This is a genomic window from Brevibacterium sp. K11IcPPYGO002 (genome assembly GCF_050920635.1).
In the GTDB taxonomy this organism is placed as follows: Bacteria; Actinomycetota; Actinomycetes; order Actinomycetales; family Brevibacteriaceae; genus Brevibacterium.
In genome coordinates this window covers 3,297,946-3,318,648 of record NZ_CP131929.1, presented here as the reverse complement: position 1 = coordinate 3,318,648, position 20,703 = coordinate 3,297,946, and the positions used below count along the sequence as shown (strand labels likewise).

Here is a 20,703-nt window from a genome sequence, read left to right as displayed (position 1 = left end):
ATCAGCTCCTGAACTCGATCGAGCGCACCCATTTGGTGTTGTGCACACCGGGCATGGCCGGGACGATGATCCGGGCCGGGAAGCCATGATCGTCAGACAGGTCTGCGTCGTTGACGCGCAGTGCCAGCAGCGAGTCGGGTGCGAGCACCTGATTGCGCTGCAGCGAGGCGGCCCGGAACGCCCCCGACTTCTGCAGCGATTCGACTCGCGCCGAGGACGGTTCGCCGACGCCGGCCAGGTCCGCCAGGTCGGCCAGGCGCACACCGGTCCAGGTCTGCGTCGTCGACCATCCCTCGACGCACGCGATCGGCAGGTCGGCGGTGTGCTGGGGCATCGCCAGCAGCTGCGCGCGGTCGACGACGACATCGTCGGGTCCGCCGCTGAGCCGCAGACGCCATGCCTCGCCGGTGTCATCGGGGCTGATCCGGGCGGCGGCGGCCGTCCGATTCACCTGGAAGTCGTTGGGTCCGTCGCCGAGGACGCGCCCTCGGGGCAGCAGCACGGACAGCGGCCGGAATGCGCCGCCGATCGACTGGCCGATGGTCAGCAGCGCAATCAGCGCGGATCCTCCGCCGACCATTGCCAGTGCACCGCGACGACTCATCGTCGGCGGGTCCGGGCGAGCGGCCACCAGTCCGTCGGCATCGGCCGGTTCCGGGTGAGTCTCGGCAAGCGGCGTGCGCAGCTCGGCGCGAAACGACCGGGAACGCAGGGACGAGATCATCGTCGGAAGTTTGAGGCACACATGAGCTACGAAGGCGGCGATGAAGACCCACGCCCCGTAGTAGTGGGCGACGTAGAAGCTGAACCCGAAGAGGTAGTCGTATTGGATGTTCAGCACGCCGGTGACGAGTTCGAACAGGATGCTGCCGACGAGCAGGAGCAGCGACAGCCGCTCGAGGGCGTGCGCAATCGAGCGCACCGGCGGCCAGGCGAAGAGCTTCGGCGTCACCGACCACAGTTTGGCGAGCACGAGCGGAATGACCGCCATGCCGAGCACGACGTGGGTGCCCTGGTTGAGCTGGTAGGCCCAGGAGGGAGAGGTCGGCCATTCGAGGGGCGGGGGCCGCAGCCAGCCCGCGTCCCCGGGGATGGCCTGTCCCAGCTGCGGTGCATAGGCGAGGTAGGAGAGCAGACCGGTCAGTGCGACGATCGGCAGTGCGACCAGGAGTACGGCGCCGAAGACCGAGGTCAGCCACGGTCCGCGCAGGGGGCTGCGCCAGCGCATCGTTCAGGCCTGCCCGTCGCGGGTCAGCTCGGCGACGTGACGGCTTCCATGGCTGTGCAGTCGGCAGCCGTGCAGACCTGCGGCTGCGGCCACGTCGGCGATGGCGTCGGCACCGACGCGTGACCAGGCGAATGCGCCGGTGAGCTGTCCTCGCACGCGGAGTCGGATTCTCTCGTGGGCCAGTCCCGTGCCGGGCGCGTCGACCTCGACGAGGACGGATCCTGCCGGGCGCATCAGCTCGCGTATCCGCTGCAGCAGCCGGACCGGATCGCCGCCGATGCCCACGTTTCCGTCCGCCAGCAGAGCGTACTGCCAGCTGCCTCCGTCGAGCACGGCATCGAAGATGCTGCCGTGGACGGCGGTCGCGCCGCGTTCCTGGGCCAGCCTCACCGCGACGGGGGAGACATCGATCCCCAGAGCCGTGCCGCCGCGAGCGGCCAGGGCTCCGGCGAGACGTCCCGCACCGCAGCCGACGTCGAGGGTCGGGCCGGTGCAGCGGTCGAGGAACAGCGCATGGTCGGCGGCGTCGGGGGCGCCGATCCACTGTTGGACATCCAAACGGATCGTCGTGCCGTCCGCCCTGACCACGTCGCAGTCGTGACCCGACATCGCGGCGTTCAAGGCGTCGAGCGGTGCGAAGTCGATGGTGTCGGTCATGGTTGGCTTCCGATCTGTTCACGGTCGGCGGCGTGTGCGACCTCGGCGGCGAAACGGCTGTGCGGGATGAGGGAGGCGACCGCGTGTGCGTCCTCCCACCGATCGACATCGGCCAGGACGGGAACGGCGGCGACCCGAGCGCCCTCGCGCAGGAGCGCCTCCTCGGTGCGCACACCGGTGTCGGGTCTCGACATCGGCACCGCAGACAGGCAGGACGACCAGCCGGGCCTGCGCACCGCCAGCACCCACCAGCCTCCGTCCTCGGCCAGGCCGAGCGCGGCGTCGTGGCTGTCCAAGGCCGTTGCCGCAGCCTCGAGGTCGGTGGCGGTGACCTGCGGCGTGTCCATGCCGATCTGGATGACACCGTGCCCGGAGTCGGCATCGTGGTGCGCGGCGATGAGCCGGGAGGCGAAGGAGTCGCCGCGTTGGGCGATGACCCGGTGCCCGGCGCACGCCGAGGCGATGTCGCCTCCTCGGGCCGCCTGATCGAGGTCACCGGTCATCGCGATGACCACGGGCCAGCCCAGGCCGTTCACGACCTCGAGCGTGTCCAGCAGCGATGCGGCGGCGATCCGTGCGGCCGTCGCGTCGCCGATGGTCGCCGCCAAACGGGTCTTGGCCTGACCGGGGACGGGTGCCTTGGCGACCACCAGCACCGTCGGCGTCGCGCTCACCTGAGCACCCCGGCGAAATCGACGATGGTCCGCCATGTCCCCACCACCGTCCCGGAGACCTTGGATTTCGTTCCCTGTGCGCGCCGACGGTAGACGATGTCTTTCTCGTGCACGGTCCAACCGGCTCGAGACGCCCGGATCATCAGCTCCAGCGGATAGCCGAACCTCCGGTCTCTGATATCCAGGGCCAGCAGATCGTCCCGGCGGCAGACGCGCATCGGGGCCAGGTCATGCACCGCGAAACCGCTGCTGTGCCGTATCCACCAGGCGAGCACGGCGGTTCCGGCCCGTGCGTGCCACGGCCAGCTGTCTCTGGTCTCCGGGCGGCGGCGTCCGATCGCCATCGTGGCCGTTCCGCGGTCCACCACGGTGACCAGCTCGGCCAGGTCGCCGGCGTCCATGGACCCGTCGCCGTCGAGCACTGCCACCAAGGGGGTCGTGGCGGCGAGGATTCCGGTGTGCACAGCGGCGCCGTAGCCGGCGACCTCTTCGTGGACCACGTCGGCGCCGAGGCGGCGGGCGACGTCGGCGGTGTCGTCGACCGACCCGTTGTCCACGACGATCACCTCCATGCGCTCGGGGATCGTGCTGAAGACTCCCGGCAGGGCCGGTGCCTCGTCGCGGCATGGAATCACAACAGTGCAGGCAAGCGGCTCACGTGCAAGGGGATCGGGCATAGGGCGACACTACCAGTGTTAGAATGTGAACGTGCCCACACAAGCCTCCTTCCCTTCGCGCAAGGTCTGGGTCGCAGCAGTCGTCAGCACACTCATCGGTGCGGTCGTCGTCGCCGTCGCCATTGCCTGGCCGCGAGTCACCGGAACCGATGTCTTTATCTACTGGCCTCCGCTGAAGGCGAGATGGACGCCGGGCTTCACCCCCACATTGCTGCTTCCCGTGCTGGTGGCACTGGCCGGTCTCCTGGTGTGGCGGCGGATGATCTCCGCTCTGAGGTGGGGCCCTTTCCTGGCCGCGGTCTTCGCCGCATCCTGGCTGTGGACGGCTGCGCTGGGACATGTCGGGGGCACGGAGAGCATCAGCAAGGTGTTCGCCCGTCCGAGCGAGTACTTCGTCGGTGCCAAGGAGGTGCCGTCGATCTCCGGGTTCCTGACCGGGTTCATCGAGCGAGTGCCCCTGGACGCTAAGGATCACTGGCCGATTCACATCGCCGGTCACCCTCCGGGCGCAACGCTGTTCTTCATCGTGCTCGACCGCCTCGGCGTCTCGGACCCGTACACGGCGGGCATCATCGTCCTCACTCTCGGCTGCACGGCAGTCGTCGCGGTTCTGCTGACGGTGCGCACCCTGAGCTCGGAGAGGTACGCACGCCGTGTCGCCCCTTGGATCGTGGCGACCCCCTCGGCGATCTGGATGGGCGTGTCGGCGGATGCGATGTTCACGGCCACGGCCGCCTGGGGGTTGGCGCTGCTGGCGCTGGCCGCGACGGCGTCCCGCCGAAAGCGACTGATCGGCTGCGGTATTCCGGCAGGGCTGCTGCTCGGGCTGTGCGTCTATTTCTCCTATGGCCTGGTGCTGTTGGGCATCCTCGCGATCGCCGTGATCTGGCTGGGCGGCCGGTGGGAGGCTCTGCCGTGGGCTCTCGGTGGTGCGCTGCTCGTCGCTGCGGCCTTCACCCTGGCCGGTTTCCGCTGGTGGGAGGGCTTCCCCGTTCTGGTCACTCGGTACTACGACGGAATCCAATCCAAACGGCAGTACGGCTACTGGGTGTGGGCGAACCTCGGCGCTTGGACCTTCACCATCGGTCTGGCGGTCTGGGCGGCCATTCCCCACGGCATCGCCGAAACTTGGCGGCGCGGCGAGAGGAATCGGCGGGCCGTCGCTGTGCTGGGCAGTGCCGGGTTGTCCACGATCCTGCTGGCGACCCTGTCGAGCATGAGCAAGGCGGAGGTCGAACGCATCTGGCTGCCGTTCACGATCTGGGTGCTGCTGCTGCCGTCGCTGCTGCCACTGCGGTGGCAGCGCCCCCTGTTGGCGACGCAGTTGGCGTCCGCGATCGCCATCGAATACTTCCTCACGACACAGTGGTGACCGCGCCGCGGTTCGACCGCGACCGCCGACGCCTCCCGACCGCGGCAGGTGTCGACGAGGTGCTCGGCGCCGGTGCCGATGAAACAGAGAAGTTCGAAAGTGATCTCGACGACGGAGCGATTCTGCTTGTGATCGACGAACCCGCTGTCCGTGCGGATTATAAAGGCGAACGCCGGAGACCGTAAGGGGGCTGGTCGCGGCCATCGAGATTTGGGACGGTGGATTCTCGGTTCGGCAGAGGCCGCGAAGCAGACACGATTCCTGCTTCGCTGAGCGCCTTGACGAACCTCGAGGAAAGGAGAAGCCGTGACCGCTAAATTCAACACCACGAACCCGGCAACCGGAGAGGTTCTCGAGGAGTTTCCCACCGCCAGCGACGCGGAGATCTCCGCCGTCATCGATGCCTCCGACGCAGCCTTCCAGTCCTGGCGGACGACCGCTGTCCACGACCGCACTGCCCCGCTCGCTCGAGCGGCAGACCTCATGGACGAGCGCAAGTGGGATCTCGCTGAGCTCCTCACAATCGAAATGGGCAAACTGCGGGCTGAGGCCGCAGCAGAGGTCGAACTGGCAGCGAGGATTCTGCGCTACTACGCGGAGGAGGGACCTCTGCTGCTCTCCGACGAACGGCTCGAACCCGCCAGCGGAGGCAGCGCCGTGATGAAATGCGAACCCATCGGCCCGATCCTCGGCGTGATGCCGTGGAACTTCCCCTATTATCAGGTCGCCCGACTCGCCGCACCGAACCTCGTGACGGGCAACACCATCATCCTCAAACACGCATCGAACTGTCCGCAGTCGGCCCTCGCCTTCGAGCAGGTCATGAACGATGCGCAGCTGCCGTCCGACTGCTATCGCAACGTCTTCGCCGACAACGACCAGATCCAGACGATCATCGCCGACGAACGGGTGCGAGGCGCATCGCTCACCGGCTCCGAAGGTGCCGGAGCAGCCGTGGCAGGGGGCGCCGGGAACAATCTCAAGAAGTCGATCCTCGAACTCGGCGGAAGCGACCCGTTCGTCGTCCTCGACTCCGCGGATCTGGACGCGACCGTCACCGCCGCCGTGAAAGGGCGGATGACGAACTCCGGCCAGAGCTGCATCGCCTCCAAGCGCCTCATCGTGGTCGAAGATCTCTATGACGAATTCGTGGACCTGCTCACGGCGAAGATGTCGCAGTTCGTCGCCGGTGACCCCGCAGACTCCGTCACCACGATGGCGCCGCTGTCCTCCGAGCAAGCCGCACAGGACCTCATGGAGCAGGTTCAGGACGCCATCGATCATGGGGCCCAGGTGCACACCGGCGGGCATCGTGTCGACAGGCCGGGTGCCTTCGTCGAACCCACGGTGCTCACCGGAGTCACGAAGCAGATGCGCGCCTACTCGGAAGAGCTGTTCGGACCGGTCGCAGTCGTCTACTCGGTCGCAGACGAGGATGAAGCGGTCGCTCTGGCCAACGACTCGTCCTTCGGCCTCGGCGGCACGGTCGTCAGCGATGACATCGAGAAGGCCCAGCGCGTCGCTGATCGGATCGACACCGGGATGGTGTGGATCAACCAGGCCACCTGGACCGAACCCGACCTGCCTTTTGGGGGCACGAAGCGCTCAGGGGTCGGACGGGAGCTCGGGGCCGAGGGCATCCGCGAATTCGTCAACAAGAAGCTCATCCGCACCCCATGACAGGGCCGCCCTGGTGCCGACCGGACAACAGCCGGCACCGGGGCGACGGGTGTTCGGCCCTGACGCACCGAGAGGGAGACATGGATCTCAATATTCGCAACCGTGCTGCACTGGTGACGGGGGCGAGTTCGGGCATCGGGCTGGAGACAGCCCGACAGCTCCTCGCCGAAGGAGCCGTCGTCGTGATGACCGGACCCGAACCCGACGAACTCAAAGCCGCGGTCGACGAACTCGCCGAGTTCAAAGAGCGGATCTACGCCCACGACGCCGACATCGCCGATGGCGAATCGGTCGCCGAACTCGCCGCGTACGTCGCCGCCGAGGTCGGCGACCTCGACATCCTGGTCAATCTCGCCGGCATTCACGGAGCCGACGGCCTGTTCCACGAGATCAGCCAGGAGGGCTGGGATCGAACCATCGATGTCGACCTCATGGGACCGGTCCGTGTCACGCGGGCGTTCCTTCCAGGACTTCGCCGAGGCGGCTGGGGCCGCATCGTGTTCGTGTCCTCCGAGGATGCGGTGCAGCCCTATGACGACGAGCTGCCGTACTGTGCGGCCAAAGCCGGCGTGCTTTCCTTGGCCAAGGGACTCTCGCGGACCTACGCCTCCGAAGGACTGCTGGTCAATACCGTCTCTCCGGCGTTCATCGCAACCCCGATGACCGACGAGATGATGAATGAGCGAGCCCAGCAGAAGGGAACGAGCTTCGATGAGGCCATCGCCTCGTTCCTGCGCGAGGAGCGTCCGTTCATGGAACTCGGTCGCCGCGGCCGACCGGAGGAGGTTGCCAAGGTCATCGCATTCCTCTGCTCGGACGCCGCGAGCTTCGTCAACGGCTCGAACTATCGCGTGGACGCCGGATCCGTCGCAACGATCTAGTCCGCCACAGTGCCCCTGAACCGAATACAGGCACAGCAGAGACGACAGGAAGAGGAGCAACCGACATGGCTGAGTACCGTTATGTGATCATCGGCGGCGGGATGGCCGCTGACTCCGCGGCCCAGGGGATCAGGGAGATCGACGGGGAGGGTTCGATCGCCGTCATCAGCGATGACGTCGACGAGCCCTATACGCGTCCCGCGCTGAGCAAGCGGCTGTGGACCGACGAGAGCTTCGACGAGAGTGACAACTACTTCGACACCGCCGAGGCGACCGGCGCCCGGATCAGCCTCGCCACGGAGGCGACCGAGGTCGACGTCGACGCGAAATCCGTGAGGACGAGCCGCGGCGACTTCACCTATGACAAGCTGCTCTTCGTCACCGGCGGCCACCCGAAGGGCATTGATCTGGACGAAGGTGAGCGGGTCATCTGCTTCCGCGATTTCGCCGACTACCGCCGTCTGCGGGATCTGTCGGGCCAGAACCTGAGCATCGCAGTCATCGGCGGCGGTTTCATCGGCACCGAACTCGCCGCCGCCCTGGTGCAGAACAAGACCCGAACGACCCTGATCTTCGACGACGACACCCTCGGCGGCGCCATCTTCCCGCCGGACCTCGCCAAGCAGTTCCACGAACTCTATCGCAGCCACGGAGTGACTCTCGTGCCGGGCACGAAGGCCTCGGGAGGGCACGTCGACGGCAATCGAGTGGTGCTCGACTGTGACGGCGGGTCCTATGAGTTCGACGCAGTGGTCGTCGGCCTCGGCATCGAACCGGCGACCCGTCTCGCAGAGGACGCGGGCCTGGACACAGACGATGGGATCATCGTCGACGAATCCCTGCGAACCTCCCAACCGGATGTCTTCGCCGCCGGAGATGTCGCCCGCTACCCCGACAAGATCCTCGGACGACAGCGTGTCGAACACGTCGACAACGCCACCCAGATGGGCAGGACAGCCGGGCGGATCATGGCCGGTGCGGACGAGTCCTACACCCATACACCGTATTTCTACACGAACGTCTTCGACTTCGGATACCAGGCGGTCGGGGAACTCGATCCCGGCCTGCGAACCGTCGAAGACTGGCAGAAGCCCCATTCGGATGGAGTGGTGTACTACCTCGGCGAGGATGGACGCGTCCGCGGAGTTCTGATGGTGAATATGGAGGACCGTCTCGACACCGCGCGGGAGATCCTCGCCGAAGACTGGGACCACACACCGGGTGACCTCGTCAAGAGGATCTCGTGAACTGATTCTCCGGGGACGGGCCCGCGGGAGTCGTAGGCTACTCGCTTTCGGGCATTTCCGCCATGTCTTGTCGGCCCTGCGGAGTGTGCTTAGACTTCCTGACATTCAGAAGACCCTGTGCGGGAAGCGTCCAGGAGGCGTGTGATGAGTGAGAAGATCGAACTCGGGACGATCAAGACCGATGTGCCGGCACGGTTGGATCGGCTGCCGTGGGCCCGGTTCCACTGGATGGTCGTCGTCGGACTCGGCAGCGTGTGGATCCTCGACGGTCTCGAGGTCACGATGGTCGGCAATGTCGCGGCTCGGATGACCGAAGAGGGCAGCGGCATCGACATGACTGCGGGTCAGATCGGCACCGCCGGTGCCATCTACGTCCTCGGCGCCTGCGTCGGCGCAATCGTCTTCGGCCAGCTCACCGACCGATTCGGACGACGCAAGCTCTTCCTCATCACTCTCGTGCTCTATCTCGTCGCCACGGTCGCCACCGCGTTCTCCTTCTCTCCCTGGTACTTCTTCCTCGTCCGTTTCCTCACCGGTGCCGGCATCGGCGGCGAGTACGCAGCCGTGAACTCTGCCATCGACGAACTCATTCCGGCCCGCGTGCGCGGTCGTATCGACCTCATCATCAACGGCTCCTACTGGCTCGGTGCCGCTGGCGGGGCCGCGACCACCCTGCTCTTCCTCAACACCGACATCCTGCCGAAGATGATCGGCTGGCGTCTGGCCTTCGCCGTCGGCATGCTGCTGGCGATCTTCGTCTTCGTCGTGCGCAAGAACGTGCCCGAAAGCCCGCGCTGGCTGTTCATCCACGGCCAGAACGATGAAGCCGAACGCATCGTCGGTGAGATCGAAGACGGCATCGAGTCGGAGACCTCGCAGACCCTGCCGCCGCCGAAGAAGACCATCACCGTCCGGCAGCGGACGACGATCTCGTTCGTCGAGATCATGAAGGTCGCACTCACGATCTACCCCAAACGCGCGATCCTCTGTCTCGTCCTCTTCGTCGGGCAGGCGTTCCTCTACAACGGCATCACCTTCAACCTGGGCACGATCTTCAACGGATTCTACGGAGTCGCGGCAGCCACCGTGCCGATCTTCATCATCCTGTGGTCGTTGAGCAACTTCGCCGGCCCCGTCGTTCTCGGCAGACTCTTCGACACGATCGGTCGGAAACCGATGATCTCGTTCAGCTACCTCGGGTCGGCGGTCGTCGCCGTCGTCCTCGCACTCGTCTTCAATGCTGAGGTCGGCGGCGAATGGCTCTTCCTCGTCATCCTCATCGTCTGCTTCTTCCTCGCCTCGTCCGGTGCCAGTGCGGCCTACCTCACCGTCAGCGAGATCTTCCCGATGGAGACCCGAGCACTGGCGATCGCGTTCTTCTACGCCGTCGGCACCGCCGCCGGCGGCATCGCCGGTCCGATGCTCTTCGGCGGCATGATCGAGTCCGGTGATCGTTCCCAAGTGGCCTGGGCGTTCTGCATCGGGGCGGCCGTCATGGCGCTCGGCGGCGTGGCCGAACTGATCTTCGGAGTCAAAGCGGAAGGTGCCGACCTCGAAGACATCGCCCGACCATTGACGGCCGAGGACGCTGAGAGTGCCGAAGCCGCCGTGGAGAGCGGTTCTGAGCAGACCGAGCGAGGAGAGCGGCCAGAATCCGCCGCGGCGGCCGAACAGGCGGCGAGCCCCGAGGCTCGAAGCCAAAGAGATCGTCTGCGTCCGGGCCCGGGATCGGCCGGCGTCTATGCACCGTGGCCTTCGGTGTCCTCACGCGACGTTCCGCCCGAAGTCTCGGCCAACGAGGTCAACGGCATCATCGATTTCGTCCGCGACATGGAACCTGTCGGAGAGGTGGAGCTCTACCGTGCGATCGGAGCTCGCCGGTGGGGCCCCGGACGCTTCCGCGCGGCGGTGCGTGAGGCGATTCGGCAGGGAGCCGTCCGTCGCAATCGCCGCGGCAGGCTGGAATACCGAAGCGACCGGTCATAGACCGGTTTCGTCGGTCAGCGAGGCTCGCGGAGGCGGGGGAAGCATATCGATGAGTTCATTGACGGCCTCGGCCAGAATGTCGTGCTGATAGGGCGTGAGGAAGTAGGCCTCGTGGAGGTAGGCGTCGAGTTCGTATTCGGTGAGGTCACCGCCGAGGCTGACATAGTGCAGCCACACTCCGGCAACCGACATGTTCCAGAATTCGACGGCCTCTTTGAGCTTTCTCCGCCTCCTGATCGCTCGCTCGGCTGGGAATGCGATGTCGGAAAGGGAATCGATGCGCTTGGGGTTCTGATCGTCCATTCGTCTGCTGGTTCGGCTCGTGACTTTCGCAGCAGGAGGTTCCTCCTGCCCGGTGTGCCAGTGATCCGGAACCCAGCGACCCTCGCCCATGTTCGGGTCACTCGTCTCGGATCTTCCGGAAAGTGTATGTTCTGTTCCTCGATTGAGGCCAGGGGCGATCTGCGATCCGCCTGCCGCGTCTGAATCGCCGCGAGCGACCACTGCTCACACCTGCCTTCGGTACCTCTCCTTCGGTACCTCTACGCAGGTATTTCCGTGAGGCCCCGTCGCCTCTGTTGCATTTGCCTCCCGTCAAATAGCGTGAGCGGGTCAGAAGCGGAATGAGGTGACGATGAGCGAATTCGGCATCGAGGAGGAATTCCTCCTCGTCGATCGACGTTCGCTGCTGCCTGCTCGATCGAAGAGCAGCCTGCAGGAGATCGAGCGTGCGGTGAGTCCGAGCAGCGGAGCAGCCTGTGCCGAATGGCTGCCTGGCCAGATCGAGTTCGCGACTCCGGTCCTGACCACGGCCGACGAGGCGTACGAATCGCTGCACACTTTTCGCCGCAGTCTTTCGGCAGCGGCTCAGGAACGCGGGCTGCTCGCAGTCGGCCTCGGCACGCCGCCTCAGATCCCGGAGGTTCCGGCGGGAGTCAGCGATGGCAGCCGTTACCGTGAATTCGCCCAGCTCGCTCCCGGGATCGCCGCAGACCAGTACGTCAACGGCATGCATGTCCATGTCGACATCCCCGATAGGGAAGCGGGCCTGAGAGCTGTCAACGGCCTGCGCAAGTGGATTCCCGTGCTCACAGCGTTGAGTGCGAATTCTCCCCTCTGGCGCGGAGCCGACAGCGGGTTCGCCAGCTGGCGTTCCATCCATTACCGGCGCTGGGTCGTCTTCGGCATTCCGCCTCACTTCCACGACCTCGACGACCACGATGCGCAGATCGATGCTGCACTGCAATCCGATGTGGTGTCAGACGAGGCGACTCTGGGGTGGCTGGTCAGGCTCTCACCCCGACACAGGACCGTCGAAGTCCGGACCTGTGACATGCAGCTGGACGCCGCGACCACTGTGACCCTCGCGCTGCTCACCCGTGCGCTCGCAGACGTCGCTATGGACGAATCCGGAACTGACGCGGTCACTGCGAATCTGCTGAACATCGCTCATTGGCAGGCTGCGCGTTTCGGTCTCAGGGGAACGTTGTTCGACCCGGAGTCGCAGACAACCGTACCGGCTGCAGAGGCCGTCCGAAAAGCCTTCGACCACGCACGACCTGCCCTGCTGCGCACTGGGGGCGTCGACCGTGTTCACCAGGGACTCTGTCGTCTTCTCAATCGGGGCACCGGGTCCGAAGAACAGCGCCGGGAGGTGGCGAGAAAGGGGGCGGGAGGCCTGCTCGAATTCGCATCACACAGATTGACAGACATTTCTCACGATGAGCCCAGGCACTATGCCGCGACACTCTGAACCGCTTCTGACCCCCCTTGACGGATCCGGGGTGGCTGAACAGACGATTGTGAAAAGGGCAGATTGCTCTTGGCTTCTGAGAAAGCCCGCAGACGCGTTCAGGACTCTGCGACGGTCTCGGATGACAGGCGGAGACGAACTCCTTCCGTACTCGTCACGAGGCGATACAACGCTCAACAGCGATCAGCACAGAAGAGCGCCAACCCATCCCATGGCAATCCCAGGCCTGGGCTCCTGGCATCCATTCTTCAATCTCGGTCCGCGCCCATCAACGCGGAGACGGAGGCAATCATGAACAACAAGATGAAGATCACCGGTCTGATACTGGCGGGCTACATGCTCGGCAGAACCAAGAAACTCGGCCTGGCACTCACGGTCGCCTCGGCTGTCGCCGGAACCACTGCCGCGAAGAATCGCGATCAGCTTCTGGGCGGGCTCAAGGATTTCGCTGATTCTTCCCCCGAGCTCAAGAGTCTCCAGGAGAAGATCACCGGCCGTCTGGCCGAATCCGGCAAGAGTGCGGTCAAAGCCGTGGCCGCGAAGGGAGTCGACCAGCTCAGCGTCAAGCTTCAGGATCAGACCGAGAAGATGAAGTCGACCCTCGACGACGCCGCCGACTCGATCGACCCCAATGTCGATGACAGCGAGGGCGCGGACGACGAAGAGGACGCTCCCGAGACAGAGGACGAGAACGTTCCCGAGAACACCGAGGAGTCTGAAGCCGACGAGGCGGAGCCGACCGACGATGAGCAGGAGGCCGACGAAGAGACGCAGGTAGAGGAGGAGGCTCCGAAGAAGCCGGCAGCCAAGCGGTCCTCGACAGCGAAGCGCTCTGCGAAGGGCACGCGTTCGTCGAAGTCCTCGACAGCTTCGCGCGGTTCGCGCACGAAGTCAGGCTCCAGGCGCTCGACGACTGCGAAGAAGACATCGTCCTCCCGCTCCGCTGCCAAACCCGAGGAGGCCGAAGATGAGTGATGACTCGATCTTCAGCGGCCTCAAACAGCAGGCTGGAGACTTTGCCAAGACCGTCGGCCGCAAGGCGGTGAACTCCGTCGGCGACAGGGTCGAGAAGATCGCCGACCGCCTCGACGGTGTGGGCGATGCTCCGGCGCCCGCGGCCCAGGCCGGCGCAGAGGAGATCGCCGAGGGCAAGTCACCGGCGAAAGCGGCGTTGTCCGCGGCGACGACCGGTGTCAAGGAGAAGGTCAAGGGTCTGTTCGGCGGCGGCTCGAGCGGTTCGGGCGGCTCCGGTGATTTCAAGTTCTCCAACATCGTGGAGACCGCCGAGGTCGGTGTTCCGCTGAACGTGGCCTACAACGCGTTCACGACGTTCGAGGACTGGCCCGACTTCATGAAGAAGGTCGAGAACGTCGAACGCACCGACGACGTCACCCTCAGCATCAAAGGGCAGGCCGTCTGGTCGCATCGAACCTGGGAAGCCACGATCACCGAGCAGGTCCCCGACTCTCACATCGTCTGGGAATCGACCGGCGAGAAGGGGTATATCAGCGGCAGCATCTCCTTCCACGAGGTCGCGCCCAGGCTGACCCGGATCATTGCGGTGGGCGAGTACCACAAGCAGGGCTTCATGGAAGGTGTTGGTGCACTGTGGTTCACCGTTCCCCGCCGTTTCCGCCTCGAACTGAAGTTCTTCGTCCGCCATGTGATGAGGCAGATCATGGTCGACCCCGACAGCGTCGAAGGATGGCGCGGAGAGATCCGCGACGGAGAACTCGTCACCTCCCACGAGGACGGCCTCGAGCAGGATCAGGCCCAGCCCGAAGACAGCGAGGACGAGCCGACCGAGGATCAGGTCGCGGATGACGACTTCGGCGCGGATGAACCCGACGAATCCGAGGCGGAGGAGACCGAGGCCGAGCCCGCCGAGGGCGAAGCCGAAGAGGAGTACGAGGAGGAGCCGGTCGAGGAGTACGAGGACGAGGGACCGGCCGAGGCAGACGACGCGGAGCCCGCAGAGGACTTCGAGGAGGAGCCGGAGGGCGCTGAGTCCGGGGAGCCCGTGGAAGACGAAGAATCTGAAGAACCCGCCGAAGACGATGAGGGACGCGGCTGAGCGCCCTCCGATTGGGAAGTAGGCAAGGACAATGAGCACGAGCACAGTAGAACGATCACGCGGAAGCTACGTCGACCGTCCGTCATCGAGTTCGCTCGCGGACGTCATCGAGATCATCCTCGACAAGGGCCTGGTCATCGATGCATACGTACGCGTCTCACTGGTGGGGATCGAGATTCTCACGATCGACGCGCGCATCGTCATCGCCAGCGTGGACACCTATCTGCGCTTCGCCGAGGCGACGAACCGCCTCGATCTGACCCAGCAGGGCGGACGCGATCTGCCGGAGATGATCGGCGGAATGATGGAGAACGGCTCCAAGGGCAAGACCCAGGGAGCCGTGGAAGGCATCAAAGATGCCCTCACCTCGGATGACTCCGATGACGACTCCGGCGAGAGTTCGAACCAGGAGAAATCGCGTCGCCGGACCAAACGCCCGGCGCGCAGCTCCTCGGAGTCCGAATGAGTGAAGAAGGCGCACCCTTGGCCGATCGGTATCTGTACGGGATCGTACGCGCCGGTGCCGAGCTGCCGAACGGGCCCGACGGAGTGCAGGGCAATGCCCTCGCTCTCGTCGAGTCCGGGGCAGTTGCGGCTGTGGTCACGGAACTCGCGGACAGTGGGATGCTGGGCACTCCCGAAGCTCTGCAGAACCACAGCGTCGTTCTCGACGAGCTGGCCGAGAAGCAACCGGTGCTGCCGCTTGCATTCGGAACTGTCGTCCCCGGAGGGGCCGATATCGCCGAGGAGATTCTCGCTCCGCAGGCGGAGGCCTTCGCCGAGGCGCTCGAACAGCTGTCCGGATGCACGCAGTTCACCCTGAGGATCACCTTCGATCGCGACGCGATACTGCGGGAGATCGTCAGCGGCAACCCCGAGGTCGCCGAGCTGAGAGAGTGGATCAGCGGAACGAGCGAAGACGAGACGAGGAACGAACGCATTCGGCTCGGAGAGATCGTCGTCACGACGATGGAGAGCTGGAGAAGGACCGAAGCTCCTCCGATCCTCGAGCAGATCCGCTCCGCGACCGTTGAGACGGCGATGCGAGAAGTCGGCCAGGCCGAGGACGTCGCCGAGGTGGCGATGTTGGTCCGCAGGGACGCCCTCGACGAGTTCGACGCCGTCATCGAGGAGTTGGCGGAGGCGAACCAGGAGCGGATGAGATTCCGGCTGATCGGACCGCAGGCACCCTACGACTTCGTCCCCGAGGCATAGGCGACGTCATGGGACTCCTGTCAGCAGTCTTCGGTGCTCCCTTGGCACCGCTCAAGGGAACCGTATGGGTCGCCGAGCAGGTCAGAGGAGAAGCCGAGAAGCGCTATTTCGATCCCGGTGCCATCCGGCGCCAGCTGGAAGAGGTCGCCGGAGCACGCGAGCGCGGATCGATCAGTGATGACGAAGCCGATGCCCTCGAGCGTGAGCTCGTCGGACGACTGCTCGAGGGCCGTCGGCGCAGAACCGAGGAGGACCGATGAGCGAAGAGTCGAGAGCGAACGAAGGGGCGAAAGCAGAGGGCAGCTCTGCAGACGACGGAGGCACGACCACGAAGCGCGCCCGGAAACCGGCGGAGAAGGAGCGCACGACAGCCGGGACGTCCCGCCGGTCGTCCGCAGCGGCGTCGTCCTCACGCGAGAAGGCGACGTCCTCGTCAACTGAGAAGGCGAAATCGTCCTCGCGCTCGGAGAGTCGGTCCCACAGCGCGACCGGTCAGAGGATCTCTGCCGTCAGAGCGGTGAAGAAGGCGATCGAGCAGTTCAGCACCCTCACCGGCAGACCTCCGGAGTCCGTGGTCGGCACGAGGTGGAAGGACGACCGCTGGTCCGTGCGTCTGGAGGTCGTGGAATCGCGACGCATTCCCGACAGCGCGGATCTGCTGGCCGAGTACGAGGTCGAGCTCGATGCGGACGGTGAGCTCATGGCCTATGACAGGAAGGATCGCTACGTTCGCGGTCGGCCGAGCGAGTGATCGAAAGGGCGATATGAGCATCATGAATCAGCCGAACGACGCGATGCAGCCGCAGCGCAGCCAGGAAGGCACGCTGCTGCACGTCGTGGAGACGCTGCTGGACAAAGGTCTGGTCCTCAACGCGGACATCATGGTCTCCGTGGCCGGTGTCGAGCTGCTGGGAATCCGGATCAGGGCCGCCCTGGCCTCCTTCGAGACCGCAGCCCGCTACGGTCTGGACTTCCCCGCCGGCACGGACCGGGAGACCGTCGCGTGGAAAGAAGCAGTCGAGCAGACGGACACCTGCCCCGAGTGCGGGAAGCGCTCCGCACTCGCGCAGCTGATGAACGACTACTGCCCCTGGTGCGGGTGGCAGAGTGCGCGTTCGAAGCGGATCGAGGCTGGTGAGCCGGCCCAGCTGAACTCCGCGGACGACGCTGACACCTCCTCGGAACAAGCCGCCGGCTCATCCGCCGATGCAGGCACTCCCGCCGCCGGCTCTCCCGGCGACGACCGCTGAGGCGACCATGCCCGGAGACGCGATCATGCAGCCCACACGCGACCCGCGAGCGACTCTGCCCGACCTCATCGAGGTGCTTCTCAACAAGGGCGTCCATCTCAACCTCGACCTCATCATCTCGGTGTCGGACATCCCGCTCATCGGAATCAATCTGCGCGCCACGATCGCGGGGATCGAGACGATGATCGAGTACGGGATGATGCAGCAGTGGGACCGCGACACCAGGGAGTGGGTGCAGAGAGCCGTCCGCACACATCTGCCGCTGGCCGCCGACGAGGAGATCCTCGCCAAGATGGCCGGAGGGCACTATCAGGACAACTTCTATCGGACGTGGCGGCCCGGCAGCGCCTATCTCACCACCCAGCGTCTCATCATCCATCGACGTGACCCTGCAGAGACACTGTGGCAGACGCGCCTGGACGCGATCGCCTCGGTCTCCGCGCTGCGCGAGCCCTCCATCGGAGGTGAAGAGCGCACGCGCATCCTCGTCGAGCTCAACGACGGCACCGAGGCGATCCTTTCGGCCCTCGAGCCCGATCGCCTCATCTCCCTGGTCCAGGCTCGGCTCGACCGGGCCGACGTCGCCTCATCCTCGACTCCGGAGGCGACGACGGCGGAGGACCGGCCTCTGCGAGAGGGTCGGATGTGGTTTCTCGAGACTCTGTCATCCGGGAGCACGTGGCGCGGCGGGCAGGCGCAGCTTTCGAACACGGAACTGACCTGGAGGTCGCCGATGGACGGCCGCGCCCGAGTGCGGATCTCCCCTGAACAGCTGAAGGCCTTGCACCGGGAAGAGCACAGCAACCCCACCGACGACGGGCAGGCTCTCATCCTCGAGACCGGGGACTCGACCATCACGCTGGCCGCAGACGATGCCGGTGCATGGGCCAGGATGCTCGACGACTGGCGAACAGGAGCACTCGTTGACAGGGGCTCCGTTCCGCTCGAGGAGCCCACGCGACCTGACAGCAACCGCGCCGACCGCGCCGAAGAAGGAGCAGCATCATGACGCTCAACGTCAACGAGGAGAGCCTCAAACACGGGGTTCTCACCCTCGTCGTCACCCTCGTCGAGGTGATTCAGGAAGCCCTCGAGACCCAAGCGGTGCGCCGGATGGAAGGCGGGGACCTCACCGAGGACGAGCAGAACCGCCTCGGCGAGGCCCTCCTCGAACTCGATGAGGCGATGGACCAGATCAAGGATCAGCACGGAATCACCGGTTCCGTCGACGATCTGCACCGAGGACTCGACGATGTCGTCGATGAAGTCGTCGACAAGCTCATCAATCCGGCCAGATGGGCCGAGGAGAACGGAAAGGGCGTCGAATGAACGCCGAGGGTGACATGCTCTACGTCTACGCCATCGTCGCCGGCGACGACTACACTCCTGCCGTCACGGGCATCGACGGTTCCGCGCTGCACACGGTCGGACGCGACACAGGCCCGAGGGCCGTGGTCCACCGCCACACCCGAGGTCCCTTCGACGGGCCGGACGATGCCGTGCGTCGGTGGGTGCTCGAACACAGCGAAGTCATCGAGGATGCCTGGCAGAACTCACCGGCCCTCCTCCCGGTCTCTTTCAACGTCATCGTCCGCTCGGACCCCGAGACCGAGGCGACGGCGACCCAACAGCTCGAACATTGGCTCGACGGCTCCGCGGAGACGTTGTCGAGACGACTCGAGGAGCTGCGCGACACCTCCGAACTGCGCGTCGAACTGTCTCTGGACGGAAGCCTGCTCGAGGAGGTCGACGCAGAGGTCGGCGACATGAGGACGGAGATGGAGAGACGTCCTGCAGGAGTGCGCCGGCTGCTCGAGAAGCGACTGGAGAAGACGGAGAAGGAGATCGTCGATCGAGCGGCCGACAGGATCTATCCGGAGGTCAGGGCCAGGATCGCCGCCCGCTGCCTCGACATCGAAGAACACCGCTCCACGAGCCTCGAGAGTGGATTGACACCGGTGATCATGGCCTCATGCCTGGTGAGAAGCACAGAGATCAGGGCGCTGGGAGCCGAGCTCACCGCGCTCAAGAAGGCCCAGCCCGCTCTGTCCATCCGCTTCCTCGGCCCGTGGCCGCCGTATTCCTTCGCCGACGTCTCCATCAGCGAGGAGCGGAACCCGAACGGCTCTGCATCAGACGCGCCGACGCCGAACCCGCAGGGGGAGACAACATGAGAGTCGCAGTCATCGGAGCCACCGGCAACGTCGGTACAGCGGTCCTCGACGTGCTCGGGCGCGCGCCCGACATCACCTCGGTGCTGGGGATCTCCAGACGGATGCCCGACATCGAGGCCGAACCGTATTCCGGGTGCGAATGGAGAGCGATCGACATCGCCGCCGCGAGCAGCGAGGACACGGCCCACCGCGATCTCACAGAAGCGCTGACCGCTGCCGACGCCGTCATCCATCTGGCCTGGCTGATCCAGCCCAACAGCGACCGGGATCTGCTCCGACGCGTCAATGTCGACGGCACGGCCCGCGTGGCCGCAGCCGTCGCGGCGGCCGGCGTCCCGCATCTCGTCGTGGCGTCCTCGGTCGGCGCCTACTCTCCCGATGACAGCATGGACATGCACGATGAGGCGTGGCCGACCGAGGGGATCCGCTCCTCCCACTACAGTGTGGACAAAGCCGCCCAGGAACGCGTACTCGACGACTTCTGCGCCGACCACCCCGAGGTCACGGTGACCCGGCTGCGTCCTGCACTCATCTTCGGTGCCCCTGCCGCCTCGGAGATACAGCGGTACTTCCTCAGCACCTGGATGCCCGTCCAGCTGCTGCGCGCGGGCCGGCTGCCGTTCCTGCCGCTGCCCGCGGGACTGCGCGGCGTCCAGGCAGTGCACTCGACCGATGTCGCCCGCGCCTATGTCGCCAGTGTCCTCCGACGCCGTTCGGGCGCCTTCAACATCTGCGCCGATGGTGTGCTCCAACCGAAGGATCTGGCCGAACTGCTCGACCACGGCAGACACGTCCCGGTGCCGAACGGCGCAGTGCGCGCAGCTCTGAGCATGGGCCACAGCAGCTCACTGGTCGCCGCCGATGCAGGATGGCTCGACATGGGACTGCACGTGCCGCTGATGGACAATGCGCGCGCACGGCGGGAACTCGACTGGGAGCCGGAGTACAGTGCCATGGATGCCGCGCGTGAACTGCTCAAAGGCATGGCCGACGGTGAGGGGGCCGCTTCCGTTCCGCTCCGTCCACGCGATGTCGAACATACGCGGCTGCGGGCAGCGGACGATACGAGCAGCGGGCACGAAGCACCGGGTGCGGACGAAGAGCACAGTGAGGTCGACATGGACCTCTTGGGGCTCTATCTCAGCGATCATCTCACCGGGGCCACCGCCGGAGCGGAGAGGATCGAACGGATGGCGGCCGACTTCGTCGACACTCCCGTCTTCGCGGCTCTGTCCGAGCTCGCCGCGGAGATCCGCGGAGAGCATCTGTACGTCCAGCACCTCATCGGCGAGCTCGGTCTCCGGCGCCGTCCCATCGCCGAAGCGGTGTCGTGGGTCGGCGAACGGATCGGCAGGCTCAAGGCCAATGGTTCGCTGCTCAAGCGCTCGCCCATGACCCTTGTGCTCGAAGCCGAGCTGATGCGCAGCGCGGTCATCGGCAAACTGGGGATGTGGCAGACGCTCGACGACAACGCCGAGGGACTCGGCCTGGATGCCGAACAGTTCCGTGAGTTCGCGCAGAAGGCAGAACACCAACGCGAAGTGCTCGACACAGTGCACAGCTATGCTCGGAGCCGAGCGTTCCGCCGGGATCTGGCTGTCTACGATCAGGCCTCGGGAGTCAGCCCTGTGCGGGGCGACTGAGACCCCCGCTCATCCGTCCCCGGCGGAGGTTCTGCCGACGGGGGTGGAGCGGGGGCACGGAAGCCGACTGCCCGATGGGAGCCGTCGCACAATGGAGGTATGCCGGTCTTGCCGCACCGGCACAGGGCAACCACCCGGCGATCGGTTGCCGTCTCTTCCCGTCCCGGCACCGTGAGGACGGTGAAGTCCCCA

At 65.6% G+C, this 20,703-nt stretch carries 23 protein-coding genes; 17 read left to right on the top strand and 6 right to left on the bottom strand.

The window, feature by feature from the left end:
- Position 1: 1 nt before the first annotated feature.
- The 4 genes from QYM46_RS15245 to QYM46_RS15230 are packed head-to-tail and all read right to left on the bottom strand — an operon-like array spanning position 2 to position 3,236.
- Positions 2-1,228: a molybdopterin-dependent oxidoreductase gene (locus QYM46_RS15245; protein ID WP_432789642.1), complete on the bottom strand. Its 1,227-nt coding sequence runs from the start codon at positions 1,226-1,228 to the stop codon at positions 2-4.
- A gap of 3 nt (positions 1,229-1,231) precedes the next feature.
- Positions 1,232-1,885 carry a methyltransferase domain-containing protein gene (locus QYM46_RS15240; RefSeq protein ID WP_432789641.1) on the bottom strand — a complete coding sequence of 218 codons (654 nt, stop codon included), beginning with the start codon at positions 1,883-1,885 and terminating at the stop codon, positions 1,232-1,234.
- Entirely contained in the window at positions 1,882-2,559 is a 678-nt protein-coding gene (locus QYM46_RS15235; protein WP_432789640.1) for a TIGR04282 family arsenosugar biosynthesis glycosyltransferase, read from the bottom strand. The genes QYM46_RS15240 and QYM46_RS15235 overlap by 4 nt, the downstream gene beginning before the upstream one ends.
- Positions 2,556-3,236 (bottom strand): glycosyltransferase family 2 protein, encoded by a 681-nt coding sequence (locus tag QYM46_RS15230; RefSeq protein ID WP_432789639.1) that lies wholly within the window; start codon positions 3,234-3,236, stop codon positions 2,556-2,558. The genes QYM46_RS15235 and QYM46_RS15230 overlap by 4 nt, the downstream gene beginning before the upstream one ends.
- Before the next feature lie 31 nt (positions 3,237-3,267).
- On the opposite strand from QYM46_RS15230, the gene QYM46_RS15225 reads away from it, so the two are divergent.
- The 5 genes from QYM46_RS15225 (at position 3,268) to QYM46_RS15205 (ending at position 10,402) form a co-directional block, all read left to right on the top strand.
- Positions 3,268-4,608, top strand: coding sequence for a hypothetical protein (locus QYM46_RS15225; protein WP_432789638.1), 1,341 nt, complete (start codon positions 3,268-3,270; stop codon positions 4,606-4,608).
- Positions 4,609-4,914: 306 nt separating this feature from the next.
- Complete coding sequence (locus tag QYM46_RS15220; RefSeq protein ID WP_432789637.1) at positions 4,915-6,288, top strand: NAD-dependent succinate-semialdehyde dehydrogenase; 1,374 nt, start codon at positions 4,915-4,917, stop codon at positions 6,286-6,288.
- An 80-nt stretch (positions 6,289-6,368) separates the two neighbouring features.
- Positions 6,369-7,169, top strand: a complete 801-nt coding sequence (locus QYM46_RS15215) for an SDR family NAD(P)-dependent oxidoreductase (protein ID WP_432789636.1) — start codon at positions 6,369-6,371, stop codon at positions 7,167-7,169.
- A 65-nt stretch (positions 7,170-7,234) separates the two neighbouring features.
- Positions 7,235-8,416 carry an NAD(P)/FAD-dependent oxidoreductase gene (locus QYM46_RS15210; protein ID WP_432789635.1) on the top strand — a complete coding sequence of 394 codons (1,182 nt, stop codon included), beginning with the start codon at positions 7,235-7,237 and terminating at the stop codon, positions 8,414-8,416.
- Positions 8,417-8,560: 144 nt separating this feature from the next.
- Positions 8,561-10,402 carry an MFS transporter gene (locus QYM46_RS15205; protein ID WP_432789634.1) on the top strand — a complete coding sequence of 614 codons (1,842 nt, stop codon included), beginning with the start codon at positions 8,561-8,563 and terminating at the stop codon, positions 10,400-10,402.
- Here the strand turns inward: QYM46_RS15205 and QYM46_RS15200 are convergent.
- Entirely contained in the window at positions 10,397-10,705 is a 309-nt protein-coding gene (locus QYM46_RS15200) for a hypothetical protein (protein WP_432789633.1), read from the bottom strand. The two genes, QYM46_RS15205 and QYM46_RS15200, sit on opposite strands and share 6 nt — an antisense overlap.
- A 331-nt stretch (positions 10,706-11,036) precedes the next feature.
- Here QYM46_RS15200 and QYM46_RS15195 point away from each other — a divergent pair, with 331 nt between their 5' ends.
- The 12 genes from QYM46_RS15195 (at position 11,037) to QYM46_RS15140 (ending at position 20,511) form a co-directional block, all read left to right on the top strand.
- A complete protein-coding gene (locus QYM46_RS15195; RefSeq protein ID WP_169253087.1) occupies positions 11,037-12,155 on the top strand; it encodes a carboxylate-amine ligase in 1,119 nt (372 codons plus the stop codon).
- A 291-nt stretch (positions 12,156-12,446) separates the two neighbouring features.
- Positions 12,447-13,130: a hypothetical protein gene (locus QYM46_RS15190; protein WP_432789632.1), complete on the top strand. Its 684-nt coding sequence runs from the start codon at positions 12,447-12,449 to the stop codon at positions 13,128-13,130.
- Positions 13,123-14,229, top strand: coding sequence for an SRPBCC family protein (locus QYM46_RS15185; RefSeq protein WP_169253085.1), 1,107 nt, complete (start codon positions 13,123-13,125; stop codon positions 14,227-14,229). The genes QYM46_RS15190 and QYM46_RS15185 overlap by 8 nt, the downstream gene beginning before the upstream one ends.
- 31 nt (positions 14,230-14,260) lie before the next feature.
- Complete coding sequence (gene gvpJ, locus QYM46_RS15180; protein WP_432789631.1) at positions 14,261-14,695, top strand: gas vesicle protein GvpJ; 435 nt, start codon at positions 14,261-14,263, stop codon at positions 14,693-14,695.
- A complete protein-coding gene (locus QYM46_RS15175) occupies positions 14,692-15,444 on the top strand; it encodes a GvpL/GvpF family gas vesicle protein (protein WP_432789630.1) in 753 nt (250 codons plus the stop codon). Before gvpJ ends, QYM46_RS15175 begins: the two co-directional genes overlap by 4 nt.
- An 8-nt stretch (positions 15,445-15,452) precedes the next feature.
- The gene (locus QYM46_RS15170; protein ID WP_039206887.1) at positions 15,453-15,704 is read left to right on the top strand and encodes a gas vesicle protein GvpG; all 252 of its coding nucleotides are present in this window, start codon (positions 15,453-15,455) and stop codon (positions 15,702-15,704) included.
- Positions 15,701-16,195, top strand: a complete 495-nt coding sequence (locus QYM46_RS15165) for a gas vesicle protein (RefSeq protein WP_432789629.1) — start codon at positions 15,701-15,703, stop codon at positions 16,193-16,195. The genes QYM46_RS15170 and QYM46_RS15165 overlap by 4 nt, the downstream gene beginning before the upstream one ends.
- Positions 16,196-16,208: 13 nt before the next feature.
- Entirely contained in the window at positions 16,209-16,694 is a 486-nt protein-coding gene (locus tag QYM46_RS15160; protein WP_432789628.1) for a gas vesicle protein, read from the top strand.
- Positions 16,651-17,703, top strand: coding sequence for a gas vesicle protein (locus QYM46_RS15155; RefSeq protein WP_432789627.1), 1,053 nt, complete (start codon positions 16,651-16,653; stop codon positions 17,701-17,703). Before QYM46_RS15160 ends, QYM46_RS15155 begins: the two co-directional genes overlap by 44 nt.
- Positions 17,700-18,023: a gas vesicle protein K gene (locus tag QYM46_RS15150; RefSeq protein WP_167198780.1), complete on the top strand. Its 324-nt coding sequence runs from the start codon at positions 17,700-17,702 to the stop codon at positions 18,021-18,023. The genes QYM46_RS15155 and QYM46_RS15150 overlap by 4 nt, the downstream gene beginning before the upstream one ends.
- Positions 18,020-18,868 (top strand): GvpL/GvpF family gas vesicle protein, encoded by an 849-nt coding sequence (locus QYM46_RS15145; RefSeq protein WP_432789626.1) that lies wholly within the window; start codon positions 18,020-18,022, stop codon positions 18,866-18,868. Before QYM46_RS15150 ends, QYM46_RS15145 begins: the two co-directional genes overlap by 4 nt.
- The gene (locus QYM46_RS15140) at positions 18,865-20,511 is read left to right on the top strand and encodes an NAD-dependent epimerase/dehydratase family protein (RefSeq protein ID WP_432789625.1); all 1,647 of its coding nucleotides are present in this window, start codon (positions 18,865-18,867) and stop codon (positions 20,509-20,511) included. Before QYM46_RS15145 ends, QYM46_RS15140 begins: the two co-directional genes overlap by 4 nt.
- On the opposite strand, the gene QYM46_RS15135 is transcribed toward QYM46_RS15140, so the two are convergent.
- Positions 20,475-20,681 (bottom strand): CDGSH iron-sulfur domain-containing protein, encoded by a 207-nt coding sequence (locus QYM46_RS15135; protein WP_432791749.1) that lies wholly within the window; start codon positions 20,679-20,681, stop codon positions 20,475-20,477. The genes QYM46_RS15140 and QYM46_RS15135 overlap by 37 nt on opposite strands.
- Positions 20,682-20,703: the final 22 nt, after the last annotated feature.

Bases quoted from the DNA above. Each gene is read 5' to 3' on its own strand.
- QYM46_RS15245 (WP_432789642.1), bottom strand. From the start codon at position 1,228: ATGCGCTGGCGCAGCCCCCTGCGCGGACCGTGGCTGACCTCGGTCTTC.
- QYM46_RS15240 (WP_432789641.1), bottom strand. From the start codon at position 1,885: ATGACCGACACCATCGACTTCGCACCGCTCGACGCCTTGAACGCCGCG.
- QYM46_RS15230 (WP_432789639.1), bottom strand. From the start codon at position 3,236: ATGCCCGATCCCCTTGCACGTGAGCCGCTTGCCTGCACTGTTGTGATT.
- QYM46_RS15215 (WP_432789636.1), top strand. From the start codon at position 6,369: ATGGATCTCAATATTCGCAACCGTGCTGCACTGGTGACGGGGGCGAGT.
- QYM46_RS15210 (WP_432789635.1), top strand. From the start codon at position 7,235: ATGGCTGAGTACCGTTATGTGATCATCGGCGGCGGGATGGCCGCTGAC.
- QYM46_RS15205 (WP_432789634.1), top strand. From the start codon at position 8,561: ATGAGTGAGAAGATCGAACTCGGGACGATCAAGACCGATGTGCCGGCA.
- QYM46_RS15200 (WP_432789633.1), bottom strand. From the start codon at position 10,705: ATGGACGATCAGAACCCCAAGCGCATCGATTCCCTTTCCGACATCGCA.
- QYM46_RS15195 (WP_169253087.1), top strand. From the start codon at position 11,037: ATGAGCGAATTCGGCATCGAGGAGGAATTCCTCCTCGTCGATCGACGT.
- QYM46_RS15190 (WP_432789632.1), top strand. From the start codon at position 12,447: ATGAACAACAAGATGAAGATCACCGGTCTGATACTGGCGGGCTACATG.
- QYM46_RS15185 (WP_169253085.1), top strand. From the start codon at position 13,123: ATGAGTGATGACTCGATCTTCAGCGGCCTCAAACAGCAGGCTGGAGAC.
- gvpJ (WP_432789631.1), top strand. From the start codon at position 14,261: ATGAGCACGAGCACAGTAGAACGATCACGCGGAAGCTACGTCGACCGT.
- QYM46_RS15175 (WP_432789630.1), top strand. From the start codon at position 14,692: ATGAGTGAAGAAGGCGCACCCTTGGCCGATCGGTATCTGTACGGGATC.
- QYM46_RS15170 (WP_039206887.1), top strand. From the start codon at position 15,453: ATGGGACTCCTGTCAGCAGTCTTCGGTGCTCCCTTGGCACCGCTCAAG.
- QYM46_RS15165 (WP_432789629.1), top strand. From the start codon at position 15,701: ATGAGCGAAGAGTCGAGAGCGAACGAAGGGGCGAAAGCAGAGGGCAGC.
- QYM46_RS15160 (WP_432789628.1), top strand. From the start codon at position 16,209: ATGAGCATCATGAATCAGCCGAACGACGCGATGCAGCCGCAGCGCAGC.
- QYM46_RS15155 (WP_432789627.1), top strand. From the start codon at position 16,651: ATGCAGGCACTCCCGCCGCCGGCTCTCCCGGCGACGACCGCTGAGGCG.
- QYM46_RS15150 (WP_167198780.1), top strand. From the start codon at position 17,700: ATGACGCTCAACGTCAACGAGGAGAGCCTCAAACACGGGGTTCTCACC.
- QYM46_RS15145 (WP_432789626.1), top strand. From the start codon at position 18,020: ATGAACGCCGAGGGTGACATGCTCTACGTCTACGCCATCGTCGCCGGC.
- QYM46_RS15140 (WP_432789625.1), top strand. From the start codon at position 18,865: ATGAGAGTCGCAGTCATCGGAGCCACCGGCAACGTCGGTACAGCGGTC.